This window comes from Microbulbifer mixtoriginis (SeqCode), from assembly GCF_052466715.1.
Genome location: NZ_CP174288.1, coordinates 2841215 through 2865418 on the forward strand (window position 1 = coordinate 2841215; position 24204 = coordinate 2865418).

21 protein-coding genes, 4 tRNA genes and 2 pseudogenes are annotated in these 24204 nt (G+C 50.0%); 6 read left to right on the top strand and 21 right to left on the bottom strand.

The features are described from left to right. Positions 1–192: 192 nt before the first annotated feature. The 3 genes and pseudogenes from ACJJH9_RS12575 to ACJJH9_RS12585 all read left to right on the top strand — a co-directional run. A complete protein-coding gene (locus tag ACJJH9_RS12575; protein ID WP_252082349.1) occupies positions 193–780 on the top strand; it encodes a hypothetical protein in 588 nt (195 codons plus the stop codon). Between the two features lie 1415 nt (positions 781–2195). Beyond that, positions 2196–2651 (top strand): nuclear transport factor 2 family protein, encoded by a 456-nt coding sequence (locus ACJJH9_RS12580; RefSeq protein WP_444922985.1) that lies wholly within the window; start codon positions 2196–2198, stop codon positions 2649–2651. Positions 2652–3143: 492 nt separating this feature from the next. Beyond that, positions 3144–3311, top strand: a pseudogene (locus ACJJH9_RS12585) (hypothetical protein); the annotation flags it as partial. 21 nt (positions 3312–3332) lie between these two features. Here the strand turns inward: ACJJH9_RS12585 and tnpA are convergent. From tnpA to ACJJH9_RS12605, 4 genes and pseudogenes are all read right to left on the bottom strand, one after another. After that, positions 3333–3476: pseudogene (gene tnpA, locus ACJJH9_RS12590) on the bottom strand (IS66 family insertion sequence element accessory protein TnpA); the annotation flags it as partial. A gap of 441 nt (positions 3477–3917) precedes the next feature. Then, entirely contained in the window at positions 3918–4097 is a 180-nt protein-coding gene (gene csrA / locus ACJJH9_RS12595; protein WP_444922986.1) for a carbon storage regulator CsrA, read from the bottom strand. A gap of 1250 nt (positions 4098–5347) precedes the next feature. Further along, positions 5348–5986, bottom strand: coding sequence for an AbiU2 domain-containing protein (locus ACJJH9_RS12600; RefSeq protein ID WP_444922987.1), 639 nt, complete (start codon positions 5984–5986; stop codon positions 5348–5350). 194 nt (positions 5987–6180) lie between these two features. Next, entirely contained in the window at positions 6181–6345 is a 165-nt protein-coding gene (locus ACJJH9_RS12605) for a hypothetical protein (RefSeq protein WP_444922988.1), read from the bottom strand. Positions 6346–6997: 652 nt separating this feature from the next. On the opposite strand from ACJJH9_RS12605, the gene ACJJH9_RS12610 reads away from it, so the two are divergent. Beyond that, entirely contained in the window at positions 6998–7270 is a 273-nt protein-coding gene (locus ACJJH9_RS12610) for a site-specific integrase (RefSeq protein ID WP_444922989.1), read from the top strand. A gap of 156 nt (positions 7271–7426) precedes the next feature. Here ACJJH9_RS12610 and ACJJH9_RS12615 read toward each other — a convergent pair. The 11 genes from ACJJH9_RS12615 to uvrB form a co-directional block, all read right to left on the bottom strand. Beyond that, a tRNA-Pro gene (locus ACJJH9_RS12615) sits at positions 7427–7503 on the bottom strand. A gap of 114 nt (positions 7504–7617) precedes the next feature. Continuing rightward, the gene (locus ACJJH9_RS12620; RefSeq protein ID WP_152452791.1) at positions 7618–7986 is read right to left on the bottom strand and encodes a MerR family transcriptional regulator; all 369 of its coding nucleotides are present in this window, start codon (positions 7984–7986) and stop codon (positions 7618–7620) included. Then, positions 7967–8272, bottom strand: coding sequence for an integration host factor subunit alpha (ihfA, locus tag ACJJH9_RS12625; RefSeq protein WP_108733837.1), 306 nt, complete (start codon positions 8270–8272; stop codon positions 7967–7969). Before ihfA ends, ACJJH9_RS12620 begins: the two co-directional genes overlap by 20 nt. A gap of 130 nt (positions 8273–8402) precedes the next feature. After that, on the bottom strand, positions 8403–10778 hold the full coding sequence (gene pheT, locus ACJJH9_RS12630; protein WP_444922990.1) for a phenylalanine--tRNA ligase subunit beta: 2376 nt from the start codon (positions 10776–10778) through the stop codon (positions 8403–8405). Between the two features lie 131 nt (positions 10779–10909). After that, positions 10910–11923, bottom strand: a complete 1014-nt coding sequence (gene pheS / locus ACJJH9_RS12635; protein ID WP_444922991.1) for a phenylalanine--tRNA ligase subunit alpha — start codon at positions 11921–11923, stop codon at positions 10910–10912. A gap of 204 nt (positions 11924–12127) precedes the next feature. Next, positions 12128–12487 (bottom strand): 50S ribosomal protein L20, encoded by a 360-nt coding sequence (gene rplT, locus ACJJH9_RS12640; protein ID WP_252082363.1) that lies wholly within the window; start codon positions 12485–12487, stop codon positions 12128–12130. Positions 12488–12523: 36 nt separating this feature from the next. Beyond that, positions 12524–12718: a 50S ribosomal protein L35 gene (gene rpmI, locus ACJJH9_RS12645; RefSeq protein WP_020413351.1), complete on the bottom strand. Its 195-nt coding sequence runs from the start codon at positions 12716–12718 to the stop codon at positions 12524–12526. 146 nt (positions 12719–12864) lie between these two features. Beyond that, positions 12865–13410 carry a translation initiation factor IF-3 gene (gene infC / locus ACJJH9_RS12650; protein WP_435583647.1) on the bottom strand — a complete coding sequence of 182 codons (546 nt, stop codon included), beginning with the start codon at positions 13408–13410 and terminating at the stop codon, positions 12865–12867. A gap of 21 nt (positions 13411–13431) precedes the next feature. Further along, positions 13432–15360: a threonine--tRNA ligase gene (thrS, locus tag ACJJH9_RS12655; RefSeq protein ID WP_252082365.1), complete on the bottom strand. Its 1929-nt coding sequence runs from the start codon at positions 15358–15360 to the stop codon at positions 13432–13434. Positions 15361–15467: 107 nt separating this feature from the next. Then, positions 15468–15544, bottom strand: a tRNA-Val gene (locus ACJJH9_RS12660). A 150-nt stretch (positions 15545–15694) separates the two neighbouring features. Next, the gene (gene uvrB, locus ACJJH9_RS12665) at positions 15695–17701 is read right to left on the bottom strand and encodes an excinuclease ABC subunit UvrB (RefSeq protein WP_444922992.1); all 2007 of its coding nucleotides are present in this window, start codon (positions 17699–17701) and stop codon (positions 15695–15697) included. Positions 17702–17942: 241 nt separating this feature from the next. On the opposite strand from uvrB, the gene ACJJH9_RS12670 reads away from it, so the two are divergent. Then, positions 17943–18018, top strand: a tRNA-Asn gene (locus tag ACJJH9_RS12670). 46 nt (positions 18019–18064) lie between these two features. Further along, a tRNA-Asn gene (locus ACJJH9_RS12675) sits at positions 18065–18140 on the top strand. Between the two features lie 167 nt (positions 18141–18307). On the opposite strand, the gene ACJJH9_RS12680 is transcribed toward ACJJH9_RS12675, so the two are convergent. The 6 genes from ACJJH9_RS12680 to ACJJH9_RS12705 all read right to left on the bottom strand — a co-directional run bounded on the left by ACJJH9_RS12680 (position 18308) and on the right by ACJJH9_RS12705 (position 24108). Continuing rightward, positions 18308–20257 (bottom strand): polysaccharide biosynthesis protein, encoded by a 1950-nt coding sequence (locus tag ACJJH9_RS12680; RefSeq protein WP_444922993.1) that lies wholly within the window; start codon positions 20255–20257, stop codon positions 18308–18310. A gap of 65 nt (positions 20258–20322) precedes the next feature. Next, complete coding sequence (locus ACJJH9_RS12685) at positions 20323–21201, bottom strand: MraY family glycosyltransferase (protein WP_444925224.1); 879 nt, start codon at positions 21199–21201, stop codon at positions 20323–20325. A gap of 204 nt (positions 21202–21405) precedes the next feature. Further along, entirely contained in the window at positions 21406–21708 is a 303-nt protein-coding gene (locus tag ACJJH9_RS12690) for a ComEA family DNA-binding protein (RefSeq protein WP_252082368.1), read from the bottom strand. 141 nt (positions 21709–21849) lie between these two features. After that, the gene (gene pyrF / locus ACJJH9_RS12695; protein WP_444922994.1) at positions 21850–22560 is read right to left on the bottom strand and encodes an orotidine-5'-phosphate decarboxylase; all 711 of its coding nucleotides are present in this window, start codon (positions 22558–22560) and stop codon (positions 21850–21852) included. 47 nt (positions 22561–22607) lie between these two features. Continuing rightward, complete coding sequence (lapB, locus tag ACJJH9_RS12700; protein WP_444922995.1) at positions 22608–23798, bottom strand: lipopolysaccharide assembly protein LapB; 1191 nt, start codon at positions 23796–23798, stop codon at positions 22608–22610. A gap of 1 nt (position 23799) precedes the next feature. Then, on the bottom strand, positions 23800–24108 hold the full coding sequence (locus tag ACJJH9_RS12705) for a lipopolysaccharide assembly protein LapA domain-containing protein (protein ID WP_444922996.1): 309 nt from the start codon (positions 24106–24108) through the stop codon (positions 23800–23802). Positions 24109–24204 lie beyond the last annotated feature (96 nt).

Consider the following 24204-nt stretch of genomic DNA (forward strand, 5'->3'; position numbering starts at 1 on the left):
TTTTCCAAAGCCTAAATACAAGTTCTTAACATTTCACCTATCCTTATTTCCAATTCAGATTTGAATAGCCACCAGAACCGATGCTTGTCGCAAAACTGAGACTTTTCTCCAATTTTTGGGTGCCCTGAATAATTCACCCTGCAAGGCTTGGTGTTATAATTTTGACATTGTAATAATAACAAGGTGTAAAAAATGGCAAAGTACATTTACCTCCCGGTAAACAGTGATGAAATGCTAGAGTTCGCGGAGAATATGGCGAGTGCGTGGGATATTCCGAAGAATCAAATTCTTGCCAACAAGGTAACATCTGGTATTGGTAAGTCTATGTACCGCTGGATAGACAAGTGTCTCAGTAGCCTCAAATCTGGTGACACTCTTTATATTGTTGCTCATGGTACCGGCGGTGGCGATGGCAAGCAAATTGGTGCACAACGCAATAGTGGCAAGAATAAACAAGCAAAAGTTTTCGATAGAGGGGTAGAGTCGTGGCAGGGCGGAGTATGGAAAACCTATACTCCCACGCAGCTAGCGGGCACGCTGGTTAAAGAGGGTTTGCCTGGCAATTTTGTCGATCTGCACCTCTGCGCTTGTGGGTCAGGTTATGATGGTGAGAAGTTAAGGCCCTGGGCCCAGCGTTTACGTGAGGCGATGGCCACTACCCATAAAAGCCTGGAGGTTACCGGGTACCTCGGCTGGTTTGATGCTACCGGTAGCTCTGTAAAGATTAAGGTTAATACTCAGTATTATGATTTAAATGAGCGTGCAGTCACCTTCTCTTAATCGTTATCGACTAAAAAGTGAAGTGGGCATCTGCAAGGATGTTCAAAACTCTGTGTGAGCTAGTCAGCTATAGGCAGATTATTTCTCTCGGCGATCTGGAGAACAGATCGCCAGCTGTAATAGTGCCGGATTCCGGCTTTGAATTGGGCACACCTAGCATTAGGCAGTTTTAGTTGTATTAATTCAGGACAAATCTGACTCATCTTATTTTAATTGAGAGCTGTAATGCGGACCACAATTACTAATTTCATGAATCAAATTCTCCCTAAAAGAATCATACTTTGAAGAATATTGCTTATCACAAGAATAAACCTCCAGCCCCATTTTCAATCAAGACTCGCAATTTAAAAAAACTACTCACCCAAATTTTATTTTTGAAATTAAGTTCATCACTATTACGTGCCTCTAGAATGGCCTACAATTTTTGATAAGATTCAGCTTCAATCAATTAATCAACCGGCAAAGATATTAGTTCTACGTTATGCTTCCCCAGGACTGGCCCTATGGAGCCCATCCAAATCCATTGTGGTCAGACGGCTTACAGAGGCAAACGAACCAAACATTCCCACTCAAGGAAAACCAAGAGCTATTACTTCTACGTATCAATTCACAATACGGCAGTGCTCTAGATTTAAACCGACAAACAGAGACCTACCTCCTTGTGAGTTCAAGTAGTGCCGGGCTATACGCTCCTTTAGTTTACAGTGCCCCAGCATATCAATACCAAGTTACCCGCTTTGTGAAGTGCACCTTGGAATGGAAGTGATGCCAATGCTCCGGAATAGGTTGCCAATTTACTTAATGAAATCCACAGCCTCCCTGAAATTGATGCCCACTTGGATATATCCTTTAAAGCTGAACATTATTGGAGCTCAATTAATGAGCAAGCAGATTTCTACCCCACACTAGTACAGCTTTATCAAACGATTTCTTCCCATGTTGTTGCCGCGGAACAGCTAGGTAGTAGCTTCTTTCTTTGCCATAATGATTTTAAGCACTGGAAATCTCATCACTGAAAAGGCCGGGCGGCTTTATGCCATTGATTGGGAGTACGCGGCTATGGGCGTCGCTTCTATGATCTCGCCGCAATCATTGAGGTACATCAGCTCAACAGAACTCAGCAACAATCCTTACTCTAGCTGTATCTTAGGTGTAATCCAGCCGGAGAACATTGGCGCAGAGTGTACAAATATCTAAACTTACTCTGGTATGCGTATAGTGGGGCTCTGAGATCCCAAAAACAAATTTTTTGCTTAAAAAATAGACAGCATCAGCGAAAACCTGCTCCGACCGGAGCTCGCCTAACATTTATAGCTTCCCTCACTTTAAGCAGCTTAGACACTTGATGAAGTAAATGTTGTAAAATCAACACTCCCGTTACTAATAATTAATCTCTAAAACCAGGAAAATAACTTATGCGAAATATTGTTTTTACATTGATGTTGTTTGTTTTGACAATCGGTAACGCACAGGCACAAGAGAAGCCTGAAGCATTCAAAACTATCGAGAATCTTCTAAATTACCTATCCGACGTAGACCATGAGCATATGAGAGGCACCGTAACTGAATCTTTTCTCTTGCTCGAACATGGTGAAGTATGGACGATTGAAGATCTAATTAAGGTAGCAAAGCCATCAGATACTGTTAGAACCAATTACTTTAGCATTATTGACTTTGATGAGAAGCCAGACCTAGTCACAATCAACTATTGGAATAAGGCCAATTTTGCTAAAAAGAATGAGAGCCAAGATGTTTATTGGCTCGAAAGCGCTATTCTAAAGAAAGTGAAAGGAAAGTGGCTCATCTCACAATTGCACTCTACAAGACTGCCATCTGGAAAAGTGCCAGAAAATGTGGTGTTTAAGCCATAAGGCCACCTTAATTACCAATAAGTAAGAGCCAAAAGGGATTTTGGTCTTATACTTCAGCGCTAATGACGCATTGATATATCCTAATTGACTCAATCAATAGCCCCCTCCTCTCAAGTCAAATTCCTACTGTAAGTCATTTCCTAAGTATCAAACTCTATTGTTTACCAATATTAAGTAACTTAACTAAAAACTGAAAGTATATCTCTCTGGAAAAATACACTCTGACTGTAGAGCCCAGATAATCGAAGGTTGCAATAAGTAGTGACTGGAAATCTCTTTCTTCTTTGCGGTGACCAATCACGATGCGAGTGATACAGCTGGCTATGGTCCTGGCATGGAAGCTAACTCCTTCTGTCGAGATCATAAGTCTGCCTAGGTCAACGGGATACAGATTAAACACCACATTGAAAATTGTGGCCTGGCTATTATTCTCTTTGGTGAAAATATAATAAATGGAATGCAGTATTCGATGCTGGATGCTGCGTAGCGCTTGGTAAATCCTATATCACTCTGCATGATCAATCCCTGGTACATGCGTTAAAAGAGGTTGATGGGCCGCTCAAACCTGGGCACAAACACCTGACCAGGTTGACTCACTACACGGGTATCAACTTCAGCTTTATGCCATTAGAGAATCCAATATACCCAGATTTCCCGTAATGACTATGGGGAACTTGATATTCACGGGAACAAAGTCAGGGTATTAGTCACCGAAGTTTGTTCAGATAGCTTGCGGTACCAATAGAGGAACTGGCTGTAGCTTAGATTGTGATTACGAACATTGGCGCACTTGGATTGAGAGCTTTTCTCGTAGACCCCGATATAGCTTTGCCACTGCTACTGATTCATGGCGCTTTTCTCCGAAGTTGATGGAGGGGGCATCGTGCCAGTCTGCCAGGGCAAATTAAATACTGTGGCTCATGTACCGCTTACATAGTGACAACTCCTTGCAAATCAAGCTCACCAAATTTGATGAGGAAATATAGACTGCCTGCGATGCGTTCAGGATCACCTATCACTAACTTAATCTTTCATTGTGGAAATCTAATATCTCAAACAAGCGTACGCAGTAGCACGTTGGATCGCTTTGACTTTTTCTACTGGGTTCATCGGCTATTGTTGTCTGGTAATCTGGGATCCAATTTGGCTACTAGTTCACTCCGCTAAATAACAAGAGACGATTGCCGGTATAACTCCTCTAGTCTTTTCAACACGGGCACACCGGAGAGGCAAGATTATCTCTCCCGGCTGCCGCTTTAAGCGCTTTCAGGCCTTCAATTTAAGCTGCTTTTGGATCCGCACATAGATTTCTTCACGGTGGATGGGCAGTGACCTGGGTGCACTTATGCCTACCTTCACTTGATTACCTTTAACCTCCAGCACTGTGACGGAGACATCTGCTCCAATCCTTAAGTTTTCACCGATCCGTCGCTTTAAGATCAACATACTTATTTCCTTCGATGGTCAAAGTCTGGGTACTTCTGGGGTTGGGAAGCTTGGGCTTAACGTTTGGAGGAAATGTGGGGTGGTGCGCGGGGGCGGTAGGCAGAGAAGAGGAAAAGGCGGGCGCTAGGCTTCCAGAGCTTGGGAATAGGCCCCAAGCCGCTGAATGTACTCCACTTTATTGAAGACGAGCGGGTTTCTAGCGTATTATCCATATAGCCATCTTGATACTTATCCTATCAATTTGGTCAGCTGGCCCCGGGTGTTCCTAGCACCTTGGGTCAGCGCCTTTTACTTACTCTTATGTCACGCTACCGTTCTCCTTTGAGGGGATGGGTCTTTTAAAAGCTCTTGGCTCTTTTGAAGCTTTCAAAAATTTTCAAGCCTCTAAGGCCTTTTTAATCGGCTCGCTCAATTGCGACTTAAACACCAAAAATATCTATCGATTTTACGTAGCTTTGACATTGAAACAAACTGAATAAATTTCAATAAGATTATTTTCGCGCCTATATTTTTTATATTTCCGCCCGGGGAAACTTTAGTCAATAATTGCAAGTTTCAATTTATATGGGAATTTCCTACGTACTTTTCCGAAAAGATTAAAGATCTAATTCTGTTTGTCGGCGGTGAGTGTTTGAATATGCCGAAAGGGCTACCCTTTCAGCTAGATCACCATTTGGAGCTGGCGGACTGGAGTGGCGGGCATTTTGATTCCAGAAAGCGAAGTTGTATTTCCGAAAACACGCTTCCTTTCCTAGAGCGGCTTGGTATCCCATCCATGCACTGGCTATATTCCAACCAGAAATTTAAGGGTCGCCTAAAGGCTTGGTGGGAGCAGTACAATAAGCTTGTAGCCAGCTCAATAAACGTTGGGTACGACATAGGCAACTGCCGGCGCTTCCTCTCAGGTGCCTCCTGCTAACCTAACTCCAAATACTCTACGCCACAATTGTCGATTTTCTATCCGAAATAAAATTTCCAAATCCTGAACACAAATTCTCAGAATTTCATGTCCCTTACCTATAAACCAGAGATATAGAGCCATCAGAGCTGATGCTTGTCGTGTAACTGACACGCCGCTCCAATCTTTGGGTGCCCAGAATCGGTGTCTTTACTTTCAAATAACTGCAAGTTAAAAAATCAGAGGGTTCTCAAAGTGACCTATAAGTTTTTTAACTGTGAGTTTTGCGTTCATGTTAGCGTCTGTATTTGAGGCTGATTTGGTGTGCAGCGGAAAACCAGTCCGGCAACTATTAAATGTTTCTCAGCTTCTTTAACAATTCCTTACCGCCAGCACTCATCGGCATCTCCATATTCCTGTGCAAAAACTGATCTTTGTCTGGCCCTTCATACAATTGCCCAGCAAGATATAAAATTGAAATCATCTTATTGAGTATATTAGCCAGTGATGAATCGTCGATTTCAATGTTCAGTTGCTTTTTTCCAGTGGAGTAGGTTACATCAAGATGAGCCCCTAGCTTGTTTCGATAGTTTTTGATGTTTGTACTTTTATACAGATAATGCAACTCGATGATCTGCTCCTCAAAGTCCCTAAAAATCTTATATTTTTTTGCTATCTCTTCATGAAGATTTCCATCTTCACACTCAAGCAAAAAATAGCTTTTAGATTCACTTCTCAATGTCTCGTCAAAACGAGCATGTAATCTATCAAATGTTAGGTTATCTGATCCCATCGTTTTTGCTGGATCAAGTAACGAAGCAATTCTCATAACTATCTCATACTGCAGAGAGCTTTTAATTAGCCCAAATGATTGAGGGGCAGTACGCTTAATCTCTCTAATTGAGTCTTCGCACCCGTATAGCTCTTCAAAAAGAACAACCAAACTTCTCAAACGATCAACTAGCGACCCGATTCTATGAATCTCTACCATAGCCTCTTACCGTATAACAGTTTATTAAATAGCCAGCAGCTCAAGTGTCTGCCCCCCCCATTCTTAAACTCATTTTACCCACAATTAAATCAATAAGTTAGAGGCAGCTGTCTTTGAATTTAAGCTATGACTCTATACTTCTAGTTTTTACGCCTGTGATAAGCCCACCACTCTCTGCAGGAAAAAGGTTAATATTATCCACTAGGAATCGTCATCTCTATAATTGAGATATGAACAGCCAGGCGATTGACCACCTCAACAATACAACTCGCCACTAAATCAATAGCGTGACTAGTGACGCTTACTGACTGTCCTGCATCAGCCTGCAGTGTTTTGGTGGTTACACAAACGCTAGACACTAGAACTCCTACTCCACAGGCCTGTACATTGTTCTGATTGTCGATTACGGCAATGGTGCAATTAAGTACTGCAGCAGCTTGAATATCGCTATTTGTTGGCTCTGTCGTTAGTGCCGGCTCTGTGATCATCTTCGATGATGTAGGCAAAGAGAAGTAGCTGTGGGACACTTTAAAGCTTTATCAACTATTTAATGCTGGAAAGCGATATACCCAACCCGACATTTAATCCATTCAATACCAGTGCCGAAGCTCCCAAATTAATTCTGCGCCATCCTAAAGTTCGACAGAGATTAACTATTAGTGAGTTTTAACTAACCTATATTACAGCCGGAGAATTGGGTTATAAGTACTTGCGACTAGTGATGTAGCTTTCTCCACTAGCCAATATGAGACGCGGATATGTGGCCCTTTACTTAATGAGCATATTACTGAAGTTGGTATTTGTAAGTGGACAGAAAAACCTATCAATCAGCGGAGTGAAGAGCGCAAGGTTTATTTACGGTTTACCTACTCAAAATATCCAGGGCTACGACAAATAATAAATCAAACTAGGGAGCTACCACTTAAAAATTACCGCTGTTCGCTTGCAGTTTCGTTTCAACCGAAGAAGAGACAGCCCAGAGCGAAGTAAGATGAGCATTGGTATCGACTGATGCCTGCAAGGCTATCAGACCAGTTTAAAGAAGCTCGCTATGCCGCTGGAGTTCGCCAGGACTTACCCAGCAGCGCCAGGCCGACATTTCACGAGGTGCGCGCACTAGCCTCTCACCTGCTCAAGAAATCCGGTCACAGCCCGGAAGAGATTGCAGAAATATGCGCCCATACGGATACGGAAATTACTGAGAAGTTTTATCTCGGAGGGCATGAGCGGGAATACAAAGAAGTGGGTATCAGCATCGACCCGAAATTACTGGTCCGGAAGTGATTGAGAGTTTTTGTACGGGGTTTTTGTACGGGGTTTTTGTACGCTTGGGAATTGGTTTTTGTACGCTTGGGAATTGGTTTTTGTACGCTTGGGAATTGGTTTTTGTACGCTCAACCTGGAAAATTGGCTGAAAGCCGCATGAGATATAAAGAAAGATGGTCGGAGCGGCCGGATTTGAACCGACGACCACCACACCCCCAGTGTGGTGCGCTACCAGGCTGCGCTACGCTCCGATTTTGAAAAATCGCTCACTTCTCTAAGTGATTGATTTTTAAAGACATCGTGTCTCGATGTGGCGTGAATCATACCTGAGTGCGGCTGGATTGCAAGCCCAGGTTTACAGTTTTTTAGAAATTCTTTCTCCCATCCAGCAGGGCCACTACATCTTTGAGTTCCGCGATCACTTCCGGCAGTACCTGCTGTAACTGCACCACTTCTGCCCTTTCGCTACCGGTCTCTATCTGCTGGCGGGCTCCTCCAATGGTATAGCCCTCTTCATAGAGTAGCGCACGAATCTGGCGCACCATAATAACGTCCTGGTGCTGGTAGTAACGGCGGTTGCCGCGGCGTTTAACGGGTTTCAGCTGTGGGAATTCCTGCTCCCAGTAGCGCAGTACATGGGGCTTCACGGCACACAGCTCGCTCACTTCACCAATGGTGAAATAGCGCTTACCGGGGATTGCAGGTAGCTGAGCATTATTGCTCGGTTCCAGCATGTTCCTCTACTCGTGTCTTGAGTTTTTGCCCTGGTTTGAAGGTGACTACCCTGCGGGCTGAGATGGGGATTTCCTCGCCGGTCTTGGGGTTGCGACCGGGACGCTGGCTTTTGTCGCGCAAGTCGAAATTGCCAAAGCCCGAGAGCTTGACCTGCTCGTTGCTTTCCAGCGCATTGCGGATTTCCTCGAAGAAATACTCGACGATCTCTTTTGCTTCGCGCTTATTAAAGCCCAGCTCCTCGTACAACTTCTCGGCGAGCCCGGCCTTGGTCAGTGCCTCTGTCATTGGATCCTACCAATTGATTCAGAGGCGTCGACTCCAGATCGGAAGCGGCCCAAACCGCGGCGGCTTTCAACCCGGAAGCAGACGCTCTCGGGGTGCAATTCAGTCTGCACACCGAGAGCATCATGCCCTGTTAGCGCAGACTAGCGTTATATTTTTCTTCTAATTTACCGACCACCGCATCTACAGCGGCATTGATTTCTTCGTCATTAAGGGTGCGCGACGAATGCTGAAACGTCAACCCCAAAGCGACACTTTTTCTATTTAAATCAATACCTTTGCCCTGGTAGACGTCAAATATCTTGAGGTCAGTCAAGGTTTCACCGGCGGCCTCGGTGGCGGCCTCTACCAGATTGGCGGCGGGAACATCCGCGTCGATCAGCAGGGCCAGGTCTCTGCGCACTTCCGGGAACTTGGACAGTGGGCGGAATGCGGGGGCTTTACCCTGGCCGATCGCTTCCAGGCTGAGTTCGAATACGAACGCCGGTTTGGCCAGATCCAGCTTCTTCTGCAGCTGCGGGTGCAGGGCACCGATAACCCCTACTTCGCGGTCGCCACGCAGTATTTTGGCGGTTTGACCGGGGTGCAGGGCGGAGTGTTGGCCGGCGACAAAGCGGAATTCATCGGCGACGCCGGTGCGGGCCAGCAGGGCTTCCACGTCGGCTTTCACATCGAAGAAATCCACGCTGTCTTTGCTACCAGTCCAGTTTTCCGCAAAGCGATTACCGTAGGCGAGACCAGCGATCATCTGTTCCTGGTGTAGCTCCGCACCGGGTACAAAGCGCAGACCGGTTTCAAACAGGCGCACGCGGTTTTGTTGGCGATTGAGGTTGTACTGTAAGGCTTTGCACAGGCCTGGCAATAAGGTGGTACGCATCACCGCCAGCTCTGCGCTGATCGGGTTTTGCAGAGCCACCGGGTCGGCTTCCGGGTCAAACAGCGCGGCGCTGTCGCTATCGATAAAGCTGAAAGTGATCGCTTCGTAGTAGCCTCGGCTCAGTAGGGTCTGCTCCAGATTGTCCTGGGCAATGGTGCTCTCCGGGCGCGGAGCAATTTCCAGCTCGGCGGTAAAGCTTTCGCTAGGGATACGGTTGTAACCGTAAACACGGGCCAGCTCTTCCAGCAGATCGGCTTCGATGGCGATATCGAAACGGAAGCTGGGGGCGAGGAAGGTCCAACCTTCGTCATTCTGGTCGATTTTTTCCAGACCCAGGCGGGTAAGAATATCGACGATTTCGTCATCGGCCAGCTTGATACCCAGGCCCAACTCTACCTTGGCACGGCGCAGGGTAATATGGCGCTCAGCGGGCATGGTTTCAGTCAGCTCGCGCACGTGTACCGGGCCTGGCTCACCGCCAACGATATCCAGCAGCAGTTGAGTAGCACGCTCAACCGCTTTCTCTTGCAGGTGGTAGTCTACGCCGCGCTCAAAGCGGTGAGAGGAATCGGTGTGAAGGCCGTAGGATCGGGCTTTACCGGCTATCGCCAGCGGGCTGAAGAAGGCGCTCTCCAGGAAGATATGTTGGGTGCCTTCGGTAACGGATGAATCCAAGCCACCCATAATACCGGCCATGGCCAGTGGCTTTTCTTCGTCGGCAATCACCAGGGTGCCTTCCTGTAGCTTCACTGCCTGGCCGTCCAGCAGGGTCAGCTCTTCACCGGCTTCGGCCATACGCACCTTGATACCGCCGGAGAGTTTCTCCAGGTCGAAGGCATGCATGGGCTGGCCCAGCTCCAATAGGACGTAGTTGGTCACGTCTACCACCGGATCGATACTGCGCAGGCCGCTGCGGCGCAGGCGCTCTTGCATCCACAGAGGTGTCACCGCTTTGATATCGATATTGCGAATGACACGACCTACGTAGCGCGGGCAGGCGGCTTCGGCTAGCAGGGATACGGGCAGGCTCTCGTCGATTTGCTGGGGCACCGGGGCAACTTCCGGGCCTTGTACGGCGCAGCGATTCAGTACGCCCACTTCGCGAGCGATACCGGCAACACCGAGGCAGTCGGAACGGTTCGGGGTGAGATCCACTTCGATGGTTTCATCATCGAGCTGCAGGTATTCGCGCAGATCGGTACCGGTGGGTGCGTCTTCTGGCAGTTCCCAGATACCGTCATTGTCTTCGCCCAGTTCCAATTCGGTCTGTGCGCAGAGCATACCGAAGCTCTCTACACCACGGAGCTTGGCTTTTTTGATTTTAAAATCGCCCGGCAATTTGGCGCCTACCAGGGCAAAAGGAATTTTGATTCCGATGCGCGCGTTGGGAGCACCGCACACCACTTGCATTTCACCGTCGGGGTGGCCGGCCACTTTACACACACGCAGTTTGTCGGCATCCGGGTGCTGTTCACAGGCGACAATCTCACCCACAACCACTCCGGAAAATTCACCCGCTACTTTTTCTATGCCATCCACTTCCAGACCGGCCATGGTGATTTGATCGGCCAGTTCCTGTGTGGTGAGTTTCGGGTTTACCCATTCCCGCAACCAGGAGTTGCTGATTTTCATAGTTGATCTCTTTCTGTATTCCGTCAGCGCAACTTGGTGCGCATTTCGCCCGGGGTATTTATTTCGCCACCCGGGCCTCCACAATTCGATTGCTAATGCGAACCGCCTCAGCCATTCGCGCTCTCACTGGGCTAGAACTGTTTCAAGAAGCGCAGATCGTTATCGAAGAACAAGCGCAGATCGTTAACGCCGTAACGCAGCATGGCGAGGCGCTCGATACCAATACCAAAGGCAAAGCCGGAGTATTTTTCACTATCGATATCACAGGCGGCAAACACGTTCGGGTGCACCATGCCGCAGCCGAGAATTTCCAGCCAGCCGGTGCCGGAACATACGCGGCAACCTTCACCACCACAGGCGGTGCACTGGATATCCGCTTCTGCAGACGGCTCGGTGAAAGGGAAATAAGACGGACGGAAACGCACCGGCACTTCCGCTTCGAAGAAAGCACGCAGGAATTGGTCGATGGTGCCTTTCAGGTGCGCAAAGCTGATGTTCTCGCCGATTACCAGGCCTTCTACCTGGTGGAACATGGGCGAGTGGGTCACATCGGAGTCGCAACGGTATACGCGGCCGGGGCAGATAATGCGCAGCGGCGGAGACTTTTTCTCCATGGTGCGGATCTGCACGGAAGAGGTGTGTGTTCTCAGTACTGTGGTGGGGTCCACGTAGAAAGTGTCGTGCATCGCGCGCGCTGGGTGGTGCGCGGGAATATTCAGGGCTTCGAAGTTGTAATAGTCCTGCTCGACTTCCGGGCCGTTCTCAACTGTAAATCCGATGCCCGTAAAGAAATCTTCTACACGCTTTAACGTGCGGGTGATGGGGTGAGCATTGCCTTGCTCTTCACCACGCCCTGGCAGGGTGACATCAATGGTCTCTTCAGCCAGCTTGGCATTGATGGCGGCCTGCTCCAGCATAGTGCGGCGCGCATTAATTTTTTCCTGCACCTGCTGCTTGGCTTCATTGATCTTGGCACCCGCAGCCGGGCGCTCCTCAGCAGACAGCTTGCCCAGGCCTTTCAGCAGTGCCGTCAGCTGGCCCTTTTTGCCCAGGTAATCAACACGCACCTGATCCAGTGCGGCGAGGCCATCGGCCTTCTCCACCAGCTCCATTGCCTGCTCGGTGAGGGACTGCAAATCTTGCATCGAACTGTTCCCGTTTGAATCCAACTTCGATTGAGGCCGATTGGCCCTAGTTTTGTGCTTGTTTTAACCGGTGCATTTGCACCGCGGGGGCTCCCCTGGCACCGCCACCGGTAAAAAATAGCGGAAACCCCATAAAAAAATAGGGAAGGGCCGCTACAGCCCTTCCCTATTTTAAGTATTCAGTTTTACAACTGAAGTGACAGCTTACGCTGCCAGGGCTGCCTTAGCTTTTTCAACTACGGCAGCAAAAGCGGCTTTATCGTAAACAGCCAGATCAGCCAGTACACGGCGATCCAGTGCGATTTCCGCTTTCTTAAGACCTGCGATCAGGCGGCTGTAGCTCAGGCCTTCTGCACGGGACTGGGCGTTAATACGGGTAATCCACAGAGCGCGGAAGTTACGCTTCTTAACGCGACGGTCACGGTATGCGTACTGACCAGCTTTAATAACTGCCTGCTTGGCAACGCGGAATACGCGTGAACGCGCACCGTAGTAACCTTTAGCCTGCTTCAGAATCTTCTTGTGACGACGACGCGCCTCTACACCACGTTTTACACGGGCCATAACTCTATCCTCTTAAACCTTTGCGATTTGGGCCAATTACTTGGCGCGCAGCATACGATCAACCAGACCGGCATCAGACTTGTTCATAGTCTGGGTGCCACGCAGCTGACGCTTACGCTTGGTGGTCATCTTGGTGAGGATGTGGCTCTTGTTAGCGTGCTTGTGCTTATAGCCCGCAGCCGTCTTCTTGAAGCGCTTGGCAGCGCCACTGTGAGTCTTTGCTTTCGGCATTTTGTACTCCAAAGTGAATATTCGCCTGCATAACAGGCACCTTTAGTATCTGCCGACAACCTGAGCCATCGGCACTGTGAGAGTGAGGAGGCAGCCGTCGCCCAATCACTTCTCAAAGGAGGTTCCGGGAATCGCTTCCCCAAACCTCACTTTTTCTTTTTGCTGGGAGCGAGAACCATCAGCATCTGGCGACCTTCCATCTTTGGTCGCTGCTCTACAATGGCCAGCTCTTCCAGGTCTTTTTCGATGCGCTGCATCATTTCCATACCCAGCTCCTGGTGAGCCATTTCACGACCACGGAAGCGCAGGGATACTTTGGCCTTGTCACCCGCCTCCAGGAAGCGGATGAGGTTGCGCAGCTTGATCTGGTAGTCACCGATATCGGTGCCCGGGCGGAATTTCATTTCCTTGATCTGCTGCTGCTTCTGCTTCTTCTTGGCGGCATTCTTAGCTTTCTTAGCTTCGAATACGTGCTTGCCGTAGTCCATGATCTTACAGACTATCGGCGTGGAGTCCGGGGCAATTTCAACGAGATCCAAGCTAGCCTGCTGTGCAGCTTCCAGCGCTTCATTCAGGGAGACAATGCCTACCTGTTCGCCATCAGCGCCAATCAGGCGGATTTCTGACGCTTCAATCTGATCGTTTATGCGGGCCTTTTTGGACCGTCCCTTAGTGTCTCGTTTAATAGCTATGGTCTCCCAGTTGCCAAGTTGTTATGCATTATCTTCGGACAAACGGCCGCGGCGACTGACGTCCTGCTCGAGAATCTCAAGGAAAGACTCATAAGTCATGCTTCCCAGATCCTCACCGCTGCGGGTGCGCACGGCAACCGTCTGGCTCTCCACTTCCTTATCGCCAATGACCAGCAGATAAGGGACACGCTGGAGCGTGTGCTCGCGGATTTTAAAGCCGATCTTCTCGTTTCTCAAGTCAGCACTGGCGCGGTATTGCAGCGAACCAAGGCGGGCCTCCAAGTCACGACAGTAATCGGCCTGACGATCGGTAATATTCATGATCGCCACCTGCTGTGGTGCCAGCCAGGTGGGGAACGCGCCTTCGTAATGCTCGATCAGAATTCCGATAAAGCGCTCGAAGGAACCCAGGGCTGCGCGGTGCAACATCACCGGGGACTGACGCGAACCATCTTCGGCGACATATTGCGCATCCAGACGGCCCGGCATAGAGAAGTCCACCTGAATGGTACCGCACTGCCATACCCGGCCGAGACAGTCTTTCAGGGAGAATTCGATCTTGGGTCCGTAGAAGGCGCCTTCACCTGGCAACTCTTCCCACGGCAGGCCCGCGGCATCCAGCGCATCGGCCAGGGCTTTCTCTGCCTTGTCCCAGCTCTCATCAGAACCTACACGCTTCTCCGGGCGAGTGGAGAGACGGTAAATAACATCATTAAAGCCGAAGTCTTTGTACACGGAGTGCAGCAGATCCATAAAGTCAGAAACCTCTGACTGGATCTGATCTTCACTACAGAAGATATGGCCATCATCCTGTACGAAGCCGCGCACGCGCATCAGACCGTGCAGGGAACCGGAAGGTTCACTACGGTGGCAGGAGCCAAACTCCGCCAAACGCAGCGGCAGGTCGCGATAACTGCGCAAACCTTGATTGAACACCTGCACGTGACAGGGGCAGTTCATAGGTTTGATGGCAAACTGGCGCTCTTCACTGGTGAGCGTAAACATGTCATCGGCAAACTTATCCGCATGACCAGACTTCTGCCACAGACTGAAATCCACCAGCTGTGGGGTTTTGATTTCTTTGTAACCAAACTCGCGCTGACGGCGGCGCATGTACTGCTCGACAGTACTGTAAATAGTCCAGCCATTTGGGTGCCAGAACACCATGCCGGGCGCCTCTTCCTGGATATGGAAGAGATCGTATTTCTTGGCCAGCTTGCGGTGGTCACGCTTCTCTGCCTCTTCAATACGACGCAGGTAAGCTTTTAATTCTTTCTTGTTGGCCCAGGCGGTGCCGTAAACACGGGTCAACATCTCGTTGCTGGAATCACCGCGCCAGTAAGCACCAGCCACCTTGGTCAGCTTGAACGCCTTCAGTCTGCCAGTGGAGGGCACGTGGGGGCCGCGACACAGATCTTCGAAATCGCCCTGGCGGTACAAAGAAATATCTTCGTCGCTGGGGATGCTATCGATAATCTCGGCCTTGTACTCTTCGCCCATATCGCGGAAGTACTGCACCGCTTCTTTACGGGGCATTAGCCGGCGGCTGACTGTAATATCTTCCTTGGCCAGCACTTCCATGCGCTCTTCGATCTTCTCGAGATCTTCCGGCGTAAACTGACGCTCGTAAGCAAAGTCGTAGTAGAAGCCATCTTCGATAACCGGGCCAATAGTGACCTGGGCCGTCGGGTACAGCTGCTTAACTGCTTGCGCCAGTAAGTGTGCAGCGGAGTGGCGAATGACTTCCAGGCCTTCGGGCTGACGGTCGGTGATGATGGCCAGATTGACATCGCGATCGATGACATAGCTGGTATCAACCTCTTTGCCGTCGACTACGCCTGCAAGTGCAGCCTTGGCCAAGCCAGGACCGATATCTGCGGCTACGTCATGCACGGAAACCGGAGCGGAAAATTCTCGACGAGAACCATCGGGGAGAGTAACAACGAGCATTGTTTGTCCTTTCTCTCAGTGGCGATCCCTACCAAAGACCGCATGAAACTATCCATGAAGTGATTCATGGAACTATTGATTCAGATGGGTAACCATCCTTTTGAAGATGGTAGACCCGAGCGGATTTGAACCGCTGACCTCTGCCATGTCAAGGCAGCGCTCTAACCAACTGAGCTACGGGTCTAGAACTCTGCAGCGGGGGAACCCAGTGCTGCGAAGAGCGCGAACTTTAGCACCGCTTTTCAGTGTTTTCAACAACTTACTGAACTTTTTACAGAGTTTCTTTAAGTTGCCGTGGCGGTGAGGGCAGCCGAAAAAGCCGCCCCCAACTAAACTATTCCACCTCCTTCAGGTGGGCAATCTCATCTCGCAGCTTCGCTGCAGATTCAAACTCCAGGTTTTTGGCGTGCTCATACATCTGGTTCTCCAGCTCAGCAACTCGCGCCCAGCGCTGCTTATCGGACATCGGTTTGTCATCAACCTTATAGGTACCCTTCCCTTCTGCCACCTTACGCTTACTTTTGGGCACACCGGGCGCCACAGCGCCCTCAAGAATATCCGCAACGCTTTTGCGAATCCCTTTCGGTGTAATGCCATGCTCTTTATTGAAAGCAATTTGTTTTTCCCGGCGTCGACGGGTCTCTTCAAGCGCGCGCTCCATGGAGCCGGTTACTTTGTCCGCATATAAAATAGCCCGCCCCTCAAGGTTGCGCGCCGCACGCCCAATAGTCTGGATCAGGGAGCGATCAGAGCGCAGGAAACCCTCCTTGTCAGCATCGAAGATCGCCACCAGAGACACCTCAGGCATATCCAGCCCTTCTCGCAGCAAGTTAATACCCACCAACACATCAAACTCACCAATACGAAGATCACGGATAATCTCCACCCGCTCAACGGTATCAATATCGGAATGCAGGTAGCGTACACGCACCCCATTCTCCGCCAGATACTCAGTCAGGTCCTCTGCCATCCGCTTTGTCAACACGGTAATCAGCACTCGCTGATCCGCTTCCGCGCAGCGGTGAATTTCAGAGAGCGCATCGTCAACCTGGGTCTGAGCCGGGCGGATTTCTACTTCCGGATCAACAAGTCCTGTGGGCCGCACCACCTGCTCCACCACCTGCCCCGCATGATCGGCTTCATAAGGCCCTGGCGTTGCCGAAACAAATACCGTTTGCGGGGCCAGGTGCTCCCACTCCTCAAACTTGAGGGGGCGATTATCCAGGGCAGAAGGCAGGCGAAAACCATACTCCACCAGAGTTTCTTTGCGCGATCTATCCCCGCGGTACATGCCGCCGATTTGTGGCACGGTTACGTGGCTTTCATCGATAAACAGCAGTGCATCGTTTGGCAGGTAGTCGAATAGCGTGGGCGGTGGCTGACCAGCATTGCGGCCGGAGAGATAGCGGGAATAGTTCTCCACACCATTGCAGTATCCTAACTCCTGCATCATTTCCAGGTCGTAGCGGGTGCGCTGCTCCAACCTTTGCGCCTCCAATAACTTGTTATTACCGCGCAACTGCTCCAGACGTACTCGCAGCTCATCTTTGATTTCATCAATAGCGCTGACAATGGTCTCACGTGGGGTAACGTAGTGGCTCTTGGGGAAGATGGTAACCCGGGGAACTTTCTTAAACTGCTCACCAGTAAGCGGGTCAAACAGGGTGATCTCTTCAATCTCTTCATCAAACAGAGACAGGCGTACCGCCTCCAAATCGGAGTCGGCCGGGTAGATATCAATAATATCGCCGCGCACACGATAAGTTGCGCGGCGGAAATCAGCATCATTGCGCGTGTATTGCAACTCCGCCAACCTGCGTAAAATTGTGCGCTGATCCACCAGGTCGCCGCGATCCAAGTGCAATACCATTTTTAGGTATTTATCAGGATCACCCAGACCGTAAATAGCCGATACCGTGGCAACGACCACAACATCACGCCGCTCTATCAGTGCCTTGGTGGCGGAAAGGCGCATCTGTTCAATGTGCTCATTTACCGATGCATCTTTCTCAATAAAAGTATCCGAGGAGGGAACATAGGCCTCGGGCTGATAGTAGTCATAATAAGAAACAAAGTATTCGACGGCATTCTTGGGGAAAAACTCTTTGAACTCTCCATAGAGCTGAGCTGCCAACGTTTTGTTGTGAGCCATCACTATCGCCGGGCGCTGCAAGCGCTCGATAATATTCGCCATCGTGAAGGTCTTACCTGAGCCGGTAACCCCTAGCAGTGTTTGATGACTCAAGCCGTCATCTATGCCCTCGGATAACTGCTCGATCGCCAGCGGCTGATCCCCGGCCGGCTGATACTTAGATTCCACCTTAAAAGGTCGCGACTCCATACACTTCCCTCAACCACTCAATCGTTCATGCAACAGCGGATTGTAGGCTGTCGTCATACCACCCTCAAATACAAGAGAATAGCGTCCTACCCCGCCCCACCCAGACCTGAGGCATTTTGCGCACAGGCCAAATAAATAATTTCCTGACAAATCAATTAGTTAAAGATCAAAAAAGGGGTTGACCTCGCCAGGAGTGCTCTATAATATACGCGCCATCTCAACGGCACAGCCGAAAAGATATTCCGCCTTAGCTCAGTTGGTAGAGCAAATGACTGTTAATCATTGGGTCGCTGGTTCGAGCCCAGCAGGCGGAGCCAAATTTCAAAGCGCAGCTTAATTTGCGCTCTATAAGTTAGATTAAATTCCGCCTTAGCTCAGTTGGTAGAGCAAATGACTGTTAATCATTGGGTCGCTGGTTCGAGCCCAGCAGGCGGAGCCAAACAAAAACCCCGCATAGCATGCTATGCGGGGTTTTTTCTTATTCACTTTCTTCATACTTCACCGCACTTCCCTCACCCCATGGGCAGAATGGCCTTTACCTATATTCCACCCTAGGACTTACAAGCCCCCAAAATCAGGAGCTCATCTAACAGCTTACCTGGCAAGCTAGTGCAAGCCGCCCTCACTGGTAACAGGAAGACGCTCCACCGTGGCCATTTTTATCTGGGGCTTCACAGTGCGAGACCGGGACCAAACAGCATCGACCAAACCTTGCTTTGAGGTGTAACCACTTACCGCCTCAGACAAAATCTGATGAACCCTTTCACAATGATGTTCTACGCAAGCCTGCCTCAACCCTGCAATCAATCGCTGCAAGACCCCAGGCTCCAAAAACTCTTCTTCCGCACGCATTATCATCGAGTGATCAGTGCCCAATACATTGTCACCGAGTAGCAGCTCTTCATAGAGCTTTTCCCCAGGACGCAAACCTGTCACTTGAATCTCAATATCCCCATCAGGATTTTTATCATCCTTCACAGAGTGTCCCATAACCCTAATTAGCCGCTCAGCAAGGTCATATATAAGGACTGGTTCCCCCATATCCAGAACGAATACATCGCCATTGCGCCCCATATTGCCTGCCTGCAATACAAGCTGAGCTGCTTCAGGAATGGTCATAAAGTAACGCGTCACTTTTGGATGGGTTACAGTGACAGGACCGCCCGCATTAATCTGATCCGTAAACAGGGGTATCACCGAACCCGAAGACCCCAACACATTACCAAAGCGCACCATGCAAACCCGCATTTGAGTAGAGCGACGCCCATAATCCTGGCACACCAACTCCGCGAAACGCTTGGTAGCCCCCATTACGTTCGTAGGGCGTACAGCCTTATCGGTGGAGATCAGCACAAACTGCTCCACCTTAGAGCCCTCCGTAGCCTCCAGAACCGACAACGTGCCCAGCACATTATTGTCCGCCCCCAGAACAACATTTTGCTCAACCAGGGGAACATGCTTATAAGCAGCGGCATGATAAATGGTATTAACCGAGAAACCCTTGATAATATCCGCCATCCGGACTCTATCCCGAACATCACCAAGCAGCGCGGTCACCCGAAGTTGATACCCCTCATCCTGCTGCTGCTGACGAAGCTCGCGCTCCATTTGATAAAGCGCATACTCTGAAGATTCCACCAGCACCAAATGAGCCGGGCCCCACTGGGCAATCTGTCGGCAAAGCTCCGATCCAATAGAGCCGCCAGCGCCCGTCACCAGCACTACTTTGCCGCTAATGGAACCAGCTATCAGAGCCTTCTCAGGCTCCACCGGAGCCCTGCCCAATACATTCTCATAGGTTTGGGACATATCTTCGGTACGGCCTGCCGCATCAACCAGCTCCTCCACACCAGGAATAGCTTTGACTACCAATCCCTGATCACGAAGCCCTCTCGCTATTTCTCGGCGCCGGCGCTTAGGAACACCTGGCATCGCCAGCAGCACCTCAGCAATATCAAGCTCAGCGACCACATCAAGTATGCTTGAAGGGGAGTAGACCATAACACCATCTATCAGGGTCTTTTGCTTTGAGGTGTTATCATCAAAAAAGGCAACCGGCTTGTAGACCTCACCGTGAAGTAGGGCCTTGTAAACTTGTAGGCCAGCAGTACCAGCCCCATAAATTGCCACTCGCGTTTTATGAATTTCCAACGCCATTTGATAGTAAATTCGGACGAGCCACCGAGACCCCCCTACTGCTATCAACGCGAAACACCAGTAAATTACGGGAACCGAGCGGGGGACACCTGCGGTCGTCAAATAAGAGGCAACCGCAAGCAGAATTGAGGATGCGGTAACTCCCTGGAGCACAGCAATAACCGCTTTCTGCCCCATATAGCGGATAACTGTGCGGTAAAGGCCAAGCTTTAGAAATATTAAACTGCTAGAGCAGATCGTAATAATCAAGCAACCCAGCATTGGGAGTGTTACGGCTTCAGCTAATCCATTCAATCGAATTGCCATCGCCATAAAAAAGGCAGCACTCAGCATTGCCAAGTCAAACAGCAACATCAAAACCGGCTTCCTAGCCCTCTCCAGCTTTCGCCAAATTCCCATCACAGGATTACCCCATACATAAAAATCAACCAATCCGTGGCGCCAATTAAAAGCGACCGTTGAAATCAAGTTGCCGCGAAAGCAGAAAAAGTGAACGCCAGGACAGAGGCTGCGATCATCAGAATCAGCTGCAGGTAGAGCGCTTTTGCCACCCCGATACGAATAGCCAAGCGTTGATAAAAATGTTCTCGATGCGCCTCCCACCAACGCTGCCCGCTAGCCATTCGCCACAACAATGTAATGCTGGCATCCACCCAAAAAGGGCTAAAAACAATGATTGGAAACCATAACTCAAAGGCCCCTCTCTGCCATCCAAATAAGCTTAAGGTAAACGCCGCCAAGCCAATGCACGTCGACCCTGCATCTCCCAAGAAAATTTGCGCAGGAGGCCAGTTAAAGCGCAAGAAAATTAATGCGCACACAACGAATAAGACACACACCCCTGCCAACTCCCAGTCTTCCACTAAGAGGAATGCCAGACAAAGAGATGAGAAGCCGATCACGGTCATACTGCCAGCAAATCCATCTATACCATCCATAAAGTTGTATAGATTGATCATCCAGGCCCCGCCCAACACAAAAAGGGGAAGCCACCACCACTCCAGCCCTACAGGTAGCGCAAGGACAACCATCAAAGCAGCAATCAGCTGAAAAGCCAAACGTACCTTCGCCGCCACATGCCTAATATCATCCATGGCAGATACGGCAAGGAGCAACACAAAAGACATATAAACAGGTAACGGGAGGGAAGCAGGCCCTACAGCTATGCCCAGTCCGCAGCCCGCCAACAGTGCCCATCCGCCTGTGCGCGGAATTGGAGCGCTGTGCATTGAACGGTGATTAGGAACATCTAAAGCCAAATTTCGCATGCGCAACAGCAAGACAAGCGTCACGCCATAACTCAGAGCCCCTCCAACTAGCAAGGGAAGCCACCAAGCTGACATCGGATCCACTAAACCTCTCTCCTCAATGCTCTACGATTGGCGTGAGATAGCGCCAACACTAAAAACTCAAATAAGTGCTGACGCCAAATTCACAGCAGAGGGGGTGATAGAACCCTCTCTCTAACCCGATTAAGCAAATAGGTAGACATAGACCCCTTACCCACTCAGCAAAGAAGACCTTAATCCACCGCTAGTCAGAAGCAGCTACAACCGAATGCGCTCACGATTCTTATCCAGGGTGGCCGCCCCAATCCCTTTGACATTTAGAAGCTGATCCAAGGATGTAAAGGGTCCATATTGTTCCCGATACTCGATAATCAACTGCGCCTTAGCCTCACCAACTCCAAGAAGCTTGCCAGCAAGCTCCTCAGCAGATGCACTGTTTACATTGACCTCAAAGGCAACTTGCTGCTCACTCTCAGCCCCATCGGCAAATACTACCGATGAGGAAAGAAATGAAAGTGCAATAGCTAACAGCAAAGAAAGTAATGAATGAGTTTTAATCATGTTCGACTCCCAGTGAAAGTGTTCTAGTTTCACATTGGGACAGCTCTACCTCCCCAAGCCGGGACATGATACCAATAGGCCAAACAACACTTTGCCCGAGGGCTATTACACTACATCACACCCGGTCTAGGCAAACAAACCTTAATTTCCTGCAATTTCAGTCAATATATCTTGAAGAGCGAGCATGGGATTCTTTGCTGCAGTAATAGGTCGACCTATCACCAAGAGGTCAGCACCTTGATCCAGCGCCTCAGAAGGGGTGAGAGTCCGTCGCTGATCGCCGGCATCACTGCCCGCAGGACGAATTCCTGGGGTCACCAGCTCAAAGTCGGGGCCGCAAGCCGCTTTTAACGCTTCAGCCTCACGGGCAGAGCAGACCACACCATCGAGACCACAAGACTGTGCTTGTGTTGCCAGATTTATCACCTGCTCCTGAAGCGGTTTAGCAACCCCAGTGGCAGCCAGCTCCTCCGGGGTGGTACTGGTCAATACAGTAACTCCAATCAACAATGGCTTTCGAGCACCAAATTCACTCAGAGCATCTACAGCCGCTCTCATCATCCGCTCTCCACCACTAGCATGCACATTCACCATCCAGACCCCCATGCGCGCAGCCGCCTTAACCGCCGCAGCGACAGTGTTGGGAATATCATGAAATTTCAGGTCTAGAAACACCTCAAACCCGCGGTCCACAAGGGCACGAACCAGATCGGGCCCAGCAATAGTGAAAAGCTCCTTGCCAACCTTTACCCGACAAAGCAACGGGTCTAACTGGTCAGCCATGGAGAGCGCGGCATCAGCGCTGTCATAGTCAAGAGCAACAATAACTGGGGAGGAGACTTGAGACTGCAAAGAAATACCTCTTAAGGATTAGGTTATACGGTGGCCGAGGGAGCTGATCACTCACCCTCGATCCCTTTGACTGACCGGACAGAATCCCAGTGCTTACAACTGGGGCACAACCAATGCAACTGGTTACCAGAAAAACCACAGTTGCTACACCGGTAGTGTGGGCGGCTAGCGATCAACTGATCGATAAGCGCTTTCAGCAGGGAGAGATTTTCCCTCGATCTACCCTGCGCAGTACCTATATATAAGTCCAGAAAGCGGCCAAGCCCTCGCAAAGAAGGACGCAGAGCAAGCTGCTTTCCCATAAAAGCTGCAGCGGCAGCTTCGCTATCCTGCTCCTGAATCCTGCTAGTCAGGGCAATCAGCACACTATTTGAAGGATGCTCCTTGAGAAGCGACTCAAGATAGCGGTCCAACCCCTTCCCATCATTAAGCTCCACGTAACAGGTGACTAACAGCTCTAGAATCTCTGGGATATAGTCTGGACTTTGCTTGGGGATCCGCTGCAATACTTTAATGGCATCTCGCTGCTTGCCGAGCAAATATTCGAGTCGCGCCCACAACAGGCAAGCCCTGACCGAACTTCGATCATACCCTAAAGCCGCGTCGAGATGCTTTCGCGCACTCAAGTAGTCTTTGCCGGTAATAGCCTCCTCAGCCAACTCACAGCAAAAGTGTGCCTGCACAGGAGCCCAGTCCGCTGACAGCCGCTTAAAGCGGCGGCCATGCAGTAAATTTACTGCATGAATAGCCTTAGCCCACTCTCTCTCATCCCTATAAACTTCTATCAAGTGCTCGAGGCTGGTTGCACGCAGCTCCTGTGAAGTCTCAACCAGCTCTTGTAATAGTCGCTCGGCTCTATCCAACCAACCAGCAGCAATATAGTCGCAAGCCAGCTCAAATTGGGCCTTGTGTTGGCTCTGCCTTGATAGACTAGGGCGCGCCAGCAGGTTCTGATGCACCCTAATAGCCTGGTCGTACTCCCCTCGCCTACGCAAGAGGTTCCCCAAGGCCAGGTGTGTATCGAAAGTGACCGGGCTTACCTCAAGAGAATCAATAAACTTCTCAATAGTGTCATCGGGATGCTCGCTGAGTAAATAGTTGAGCCCCTGAGCATAGGAGCGGGCGAGGGATTGCTCCTGCTCACTAAAGTCAGGTTTTTTCCTGGCACTGCCTCGACCCAGCACCCAACCGATTGCAACGGCAGCCAGTAAAAAGAAGAAATAGGCTAAGTCCAGCAAGTCAGTCTCCGGTAGCCTTATGATGAACAGCCTGGAGTTCGCGCTCCATCTTTTTCAGCTGCCTGTTAAGACCTCGCACGCGGCGACGCTGGGAAAAAATTGGCAAAAGGCTGGCGAGAAATCCGAGCAGGACACCCAGCAGCAACATGCAGATAAGCCAAACACCAACGCTGCCTGACTGCAATGAGTAGCCTGCAATAACCGGGGAGATTACCTGGGAGTTTTCCACCGCGAAATAGATTCCGAGAGCAACGCACACCAGGGCCAGAAGACCGAAAATAAAGTGCATCAGCCAGCGCAGAAATGACAAGGGAACCTCCACGTTCCACTAAAGGGTGACTCTAACAGCCAATAGAATTTTCTGGCGAACGGTACTGCCACTCGAGGAGCCCTGCCCCTCTGATCC

Coding starts and splice junctions, on each gene's coding strand:
- rpmI (WP_020413351.1), bottom strand. CDS start 12,718: ATGCCGAAAGCAAAGACTCACAGTGGCGCTGCCAAGCGCTTCAAGAAG.
- csrA (WP_444922986.1), bottom strand. CDS start 4,097: ATGTTGATCTTAAAGCGACGGATCGGTGAAAACTTAAGGATTGGAGCA.
- uvrB (WP_444922992.1), bottom strand. CDS start 17,701: ATGGAGTCGCGACCTTTTAAGGTGGAATCTAAGTATCAGCCGGCCGGG.
- ACJJH9_RS12685 (WP_444925224.1), bottom strand. CDS start 21,201: ATGTCAGCTTGGTGGCTTCCCTTGCTAGTTGGAGGGGCTCTGAGTTAT.
- pheT (WP_444922990.1), bottom strand. CDS start 10,778: ATGAAAATCAGCAACTCCTGGTTGCGGGAATGGGTAAACCCGAAACTC.
- thrS (WP_252082365.1), bottom strand. CDS start 15,360: ATGCTCGTTGTTACTCTCCCCGATGGTTCTCGTCGAGAATTTTCCGCT.
- ihfA (WP_108733837.1), bottom strand. CDS start 8,272: ATGACAGAGGCACTGACCAAGGCCGGGCTCGCCGAGAAGTTGTACGAG.
- ACJJH9_RS12620 (WP_152452791.1), bottom strand. CDS start 7,986: ATGCTGGAACCGAGCAATAATGCTCAGCTACCTGCAATCCCCGGTAAG.
- ACJJH9_RS12610 (WP_444922989.1), top strand. CDS start 6,998: ATGCCTGCAAGGCTATCAGACCAGTTTAAAGAAGCTCGCTATGCCGCT.
- ACJJH9_RS12680 (WP_444922993.1), bottom strand. CDS start 20,257: ATGGGAATTTGGCGAAAGCTGGAGAGGGCTAGGAAGCCGGTTTTGATG.
- ACJJH9_RS12600 (WP_444922987.1), bottom strand. CDS start 5,986: ATGGTAGAGATTCATAGAATCGGGTCGCTAGTTGATCGTTTGAGAAGT.
- ACJJH9_RS12690 (WP_252082368.1), bottom strand. CDS start 21,708: ATGATTAAAACTCATTCATTACTTTCTTTGCTGTTAGCTATTGCACTT.
- ACJJH9_RS12575 (WP_252082349.1), top strand. CDS start 193: ATGGCAAAGTACATTTACCTCCCGGTAAACAGTGATGAAATGCTAGAG.
- rplT (WP_252082363.1), bottom strand. CDS start 12,487: ATGGCCCGTGTAAAACGTGGTGTAGAGGCGCGTCGTCGTCACAAGAAG.
- pheS (WP_444922991.1), bottom strand. CDS start 11,923: ATGCAAGATTTGCAGTCCCTCACCGAGCAGGCAATGGAGCTGGTGGAG.
- ACJJH9_RS12580 (WP_444922985.1), top strand. CDS start 2,196: ATGCGAAATATTGTTTTTACATTGATGTTGTTTGTTTTGACAATCGGT.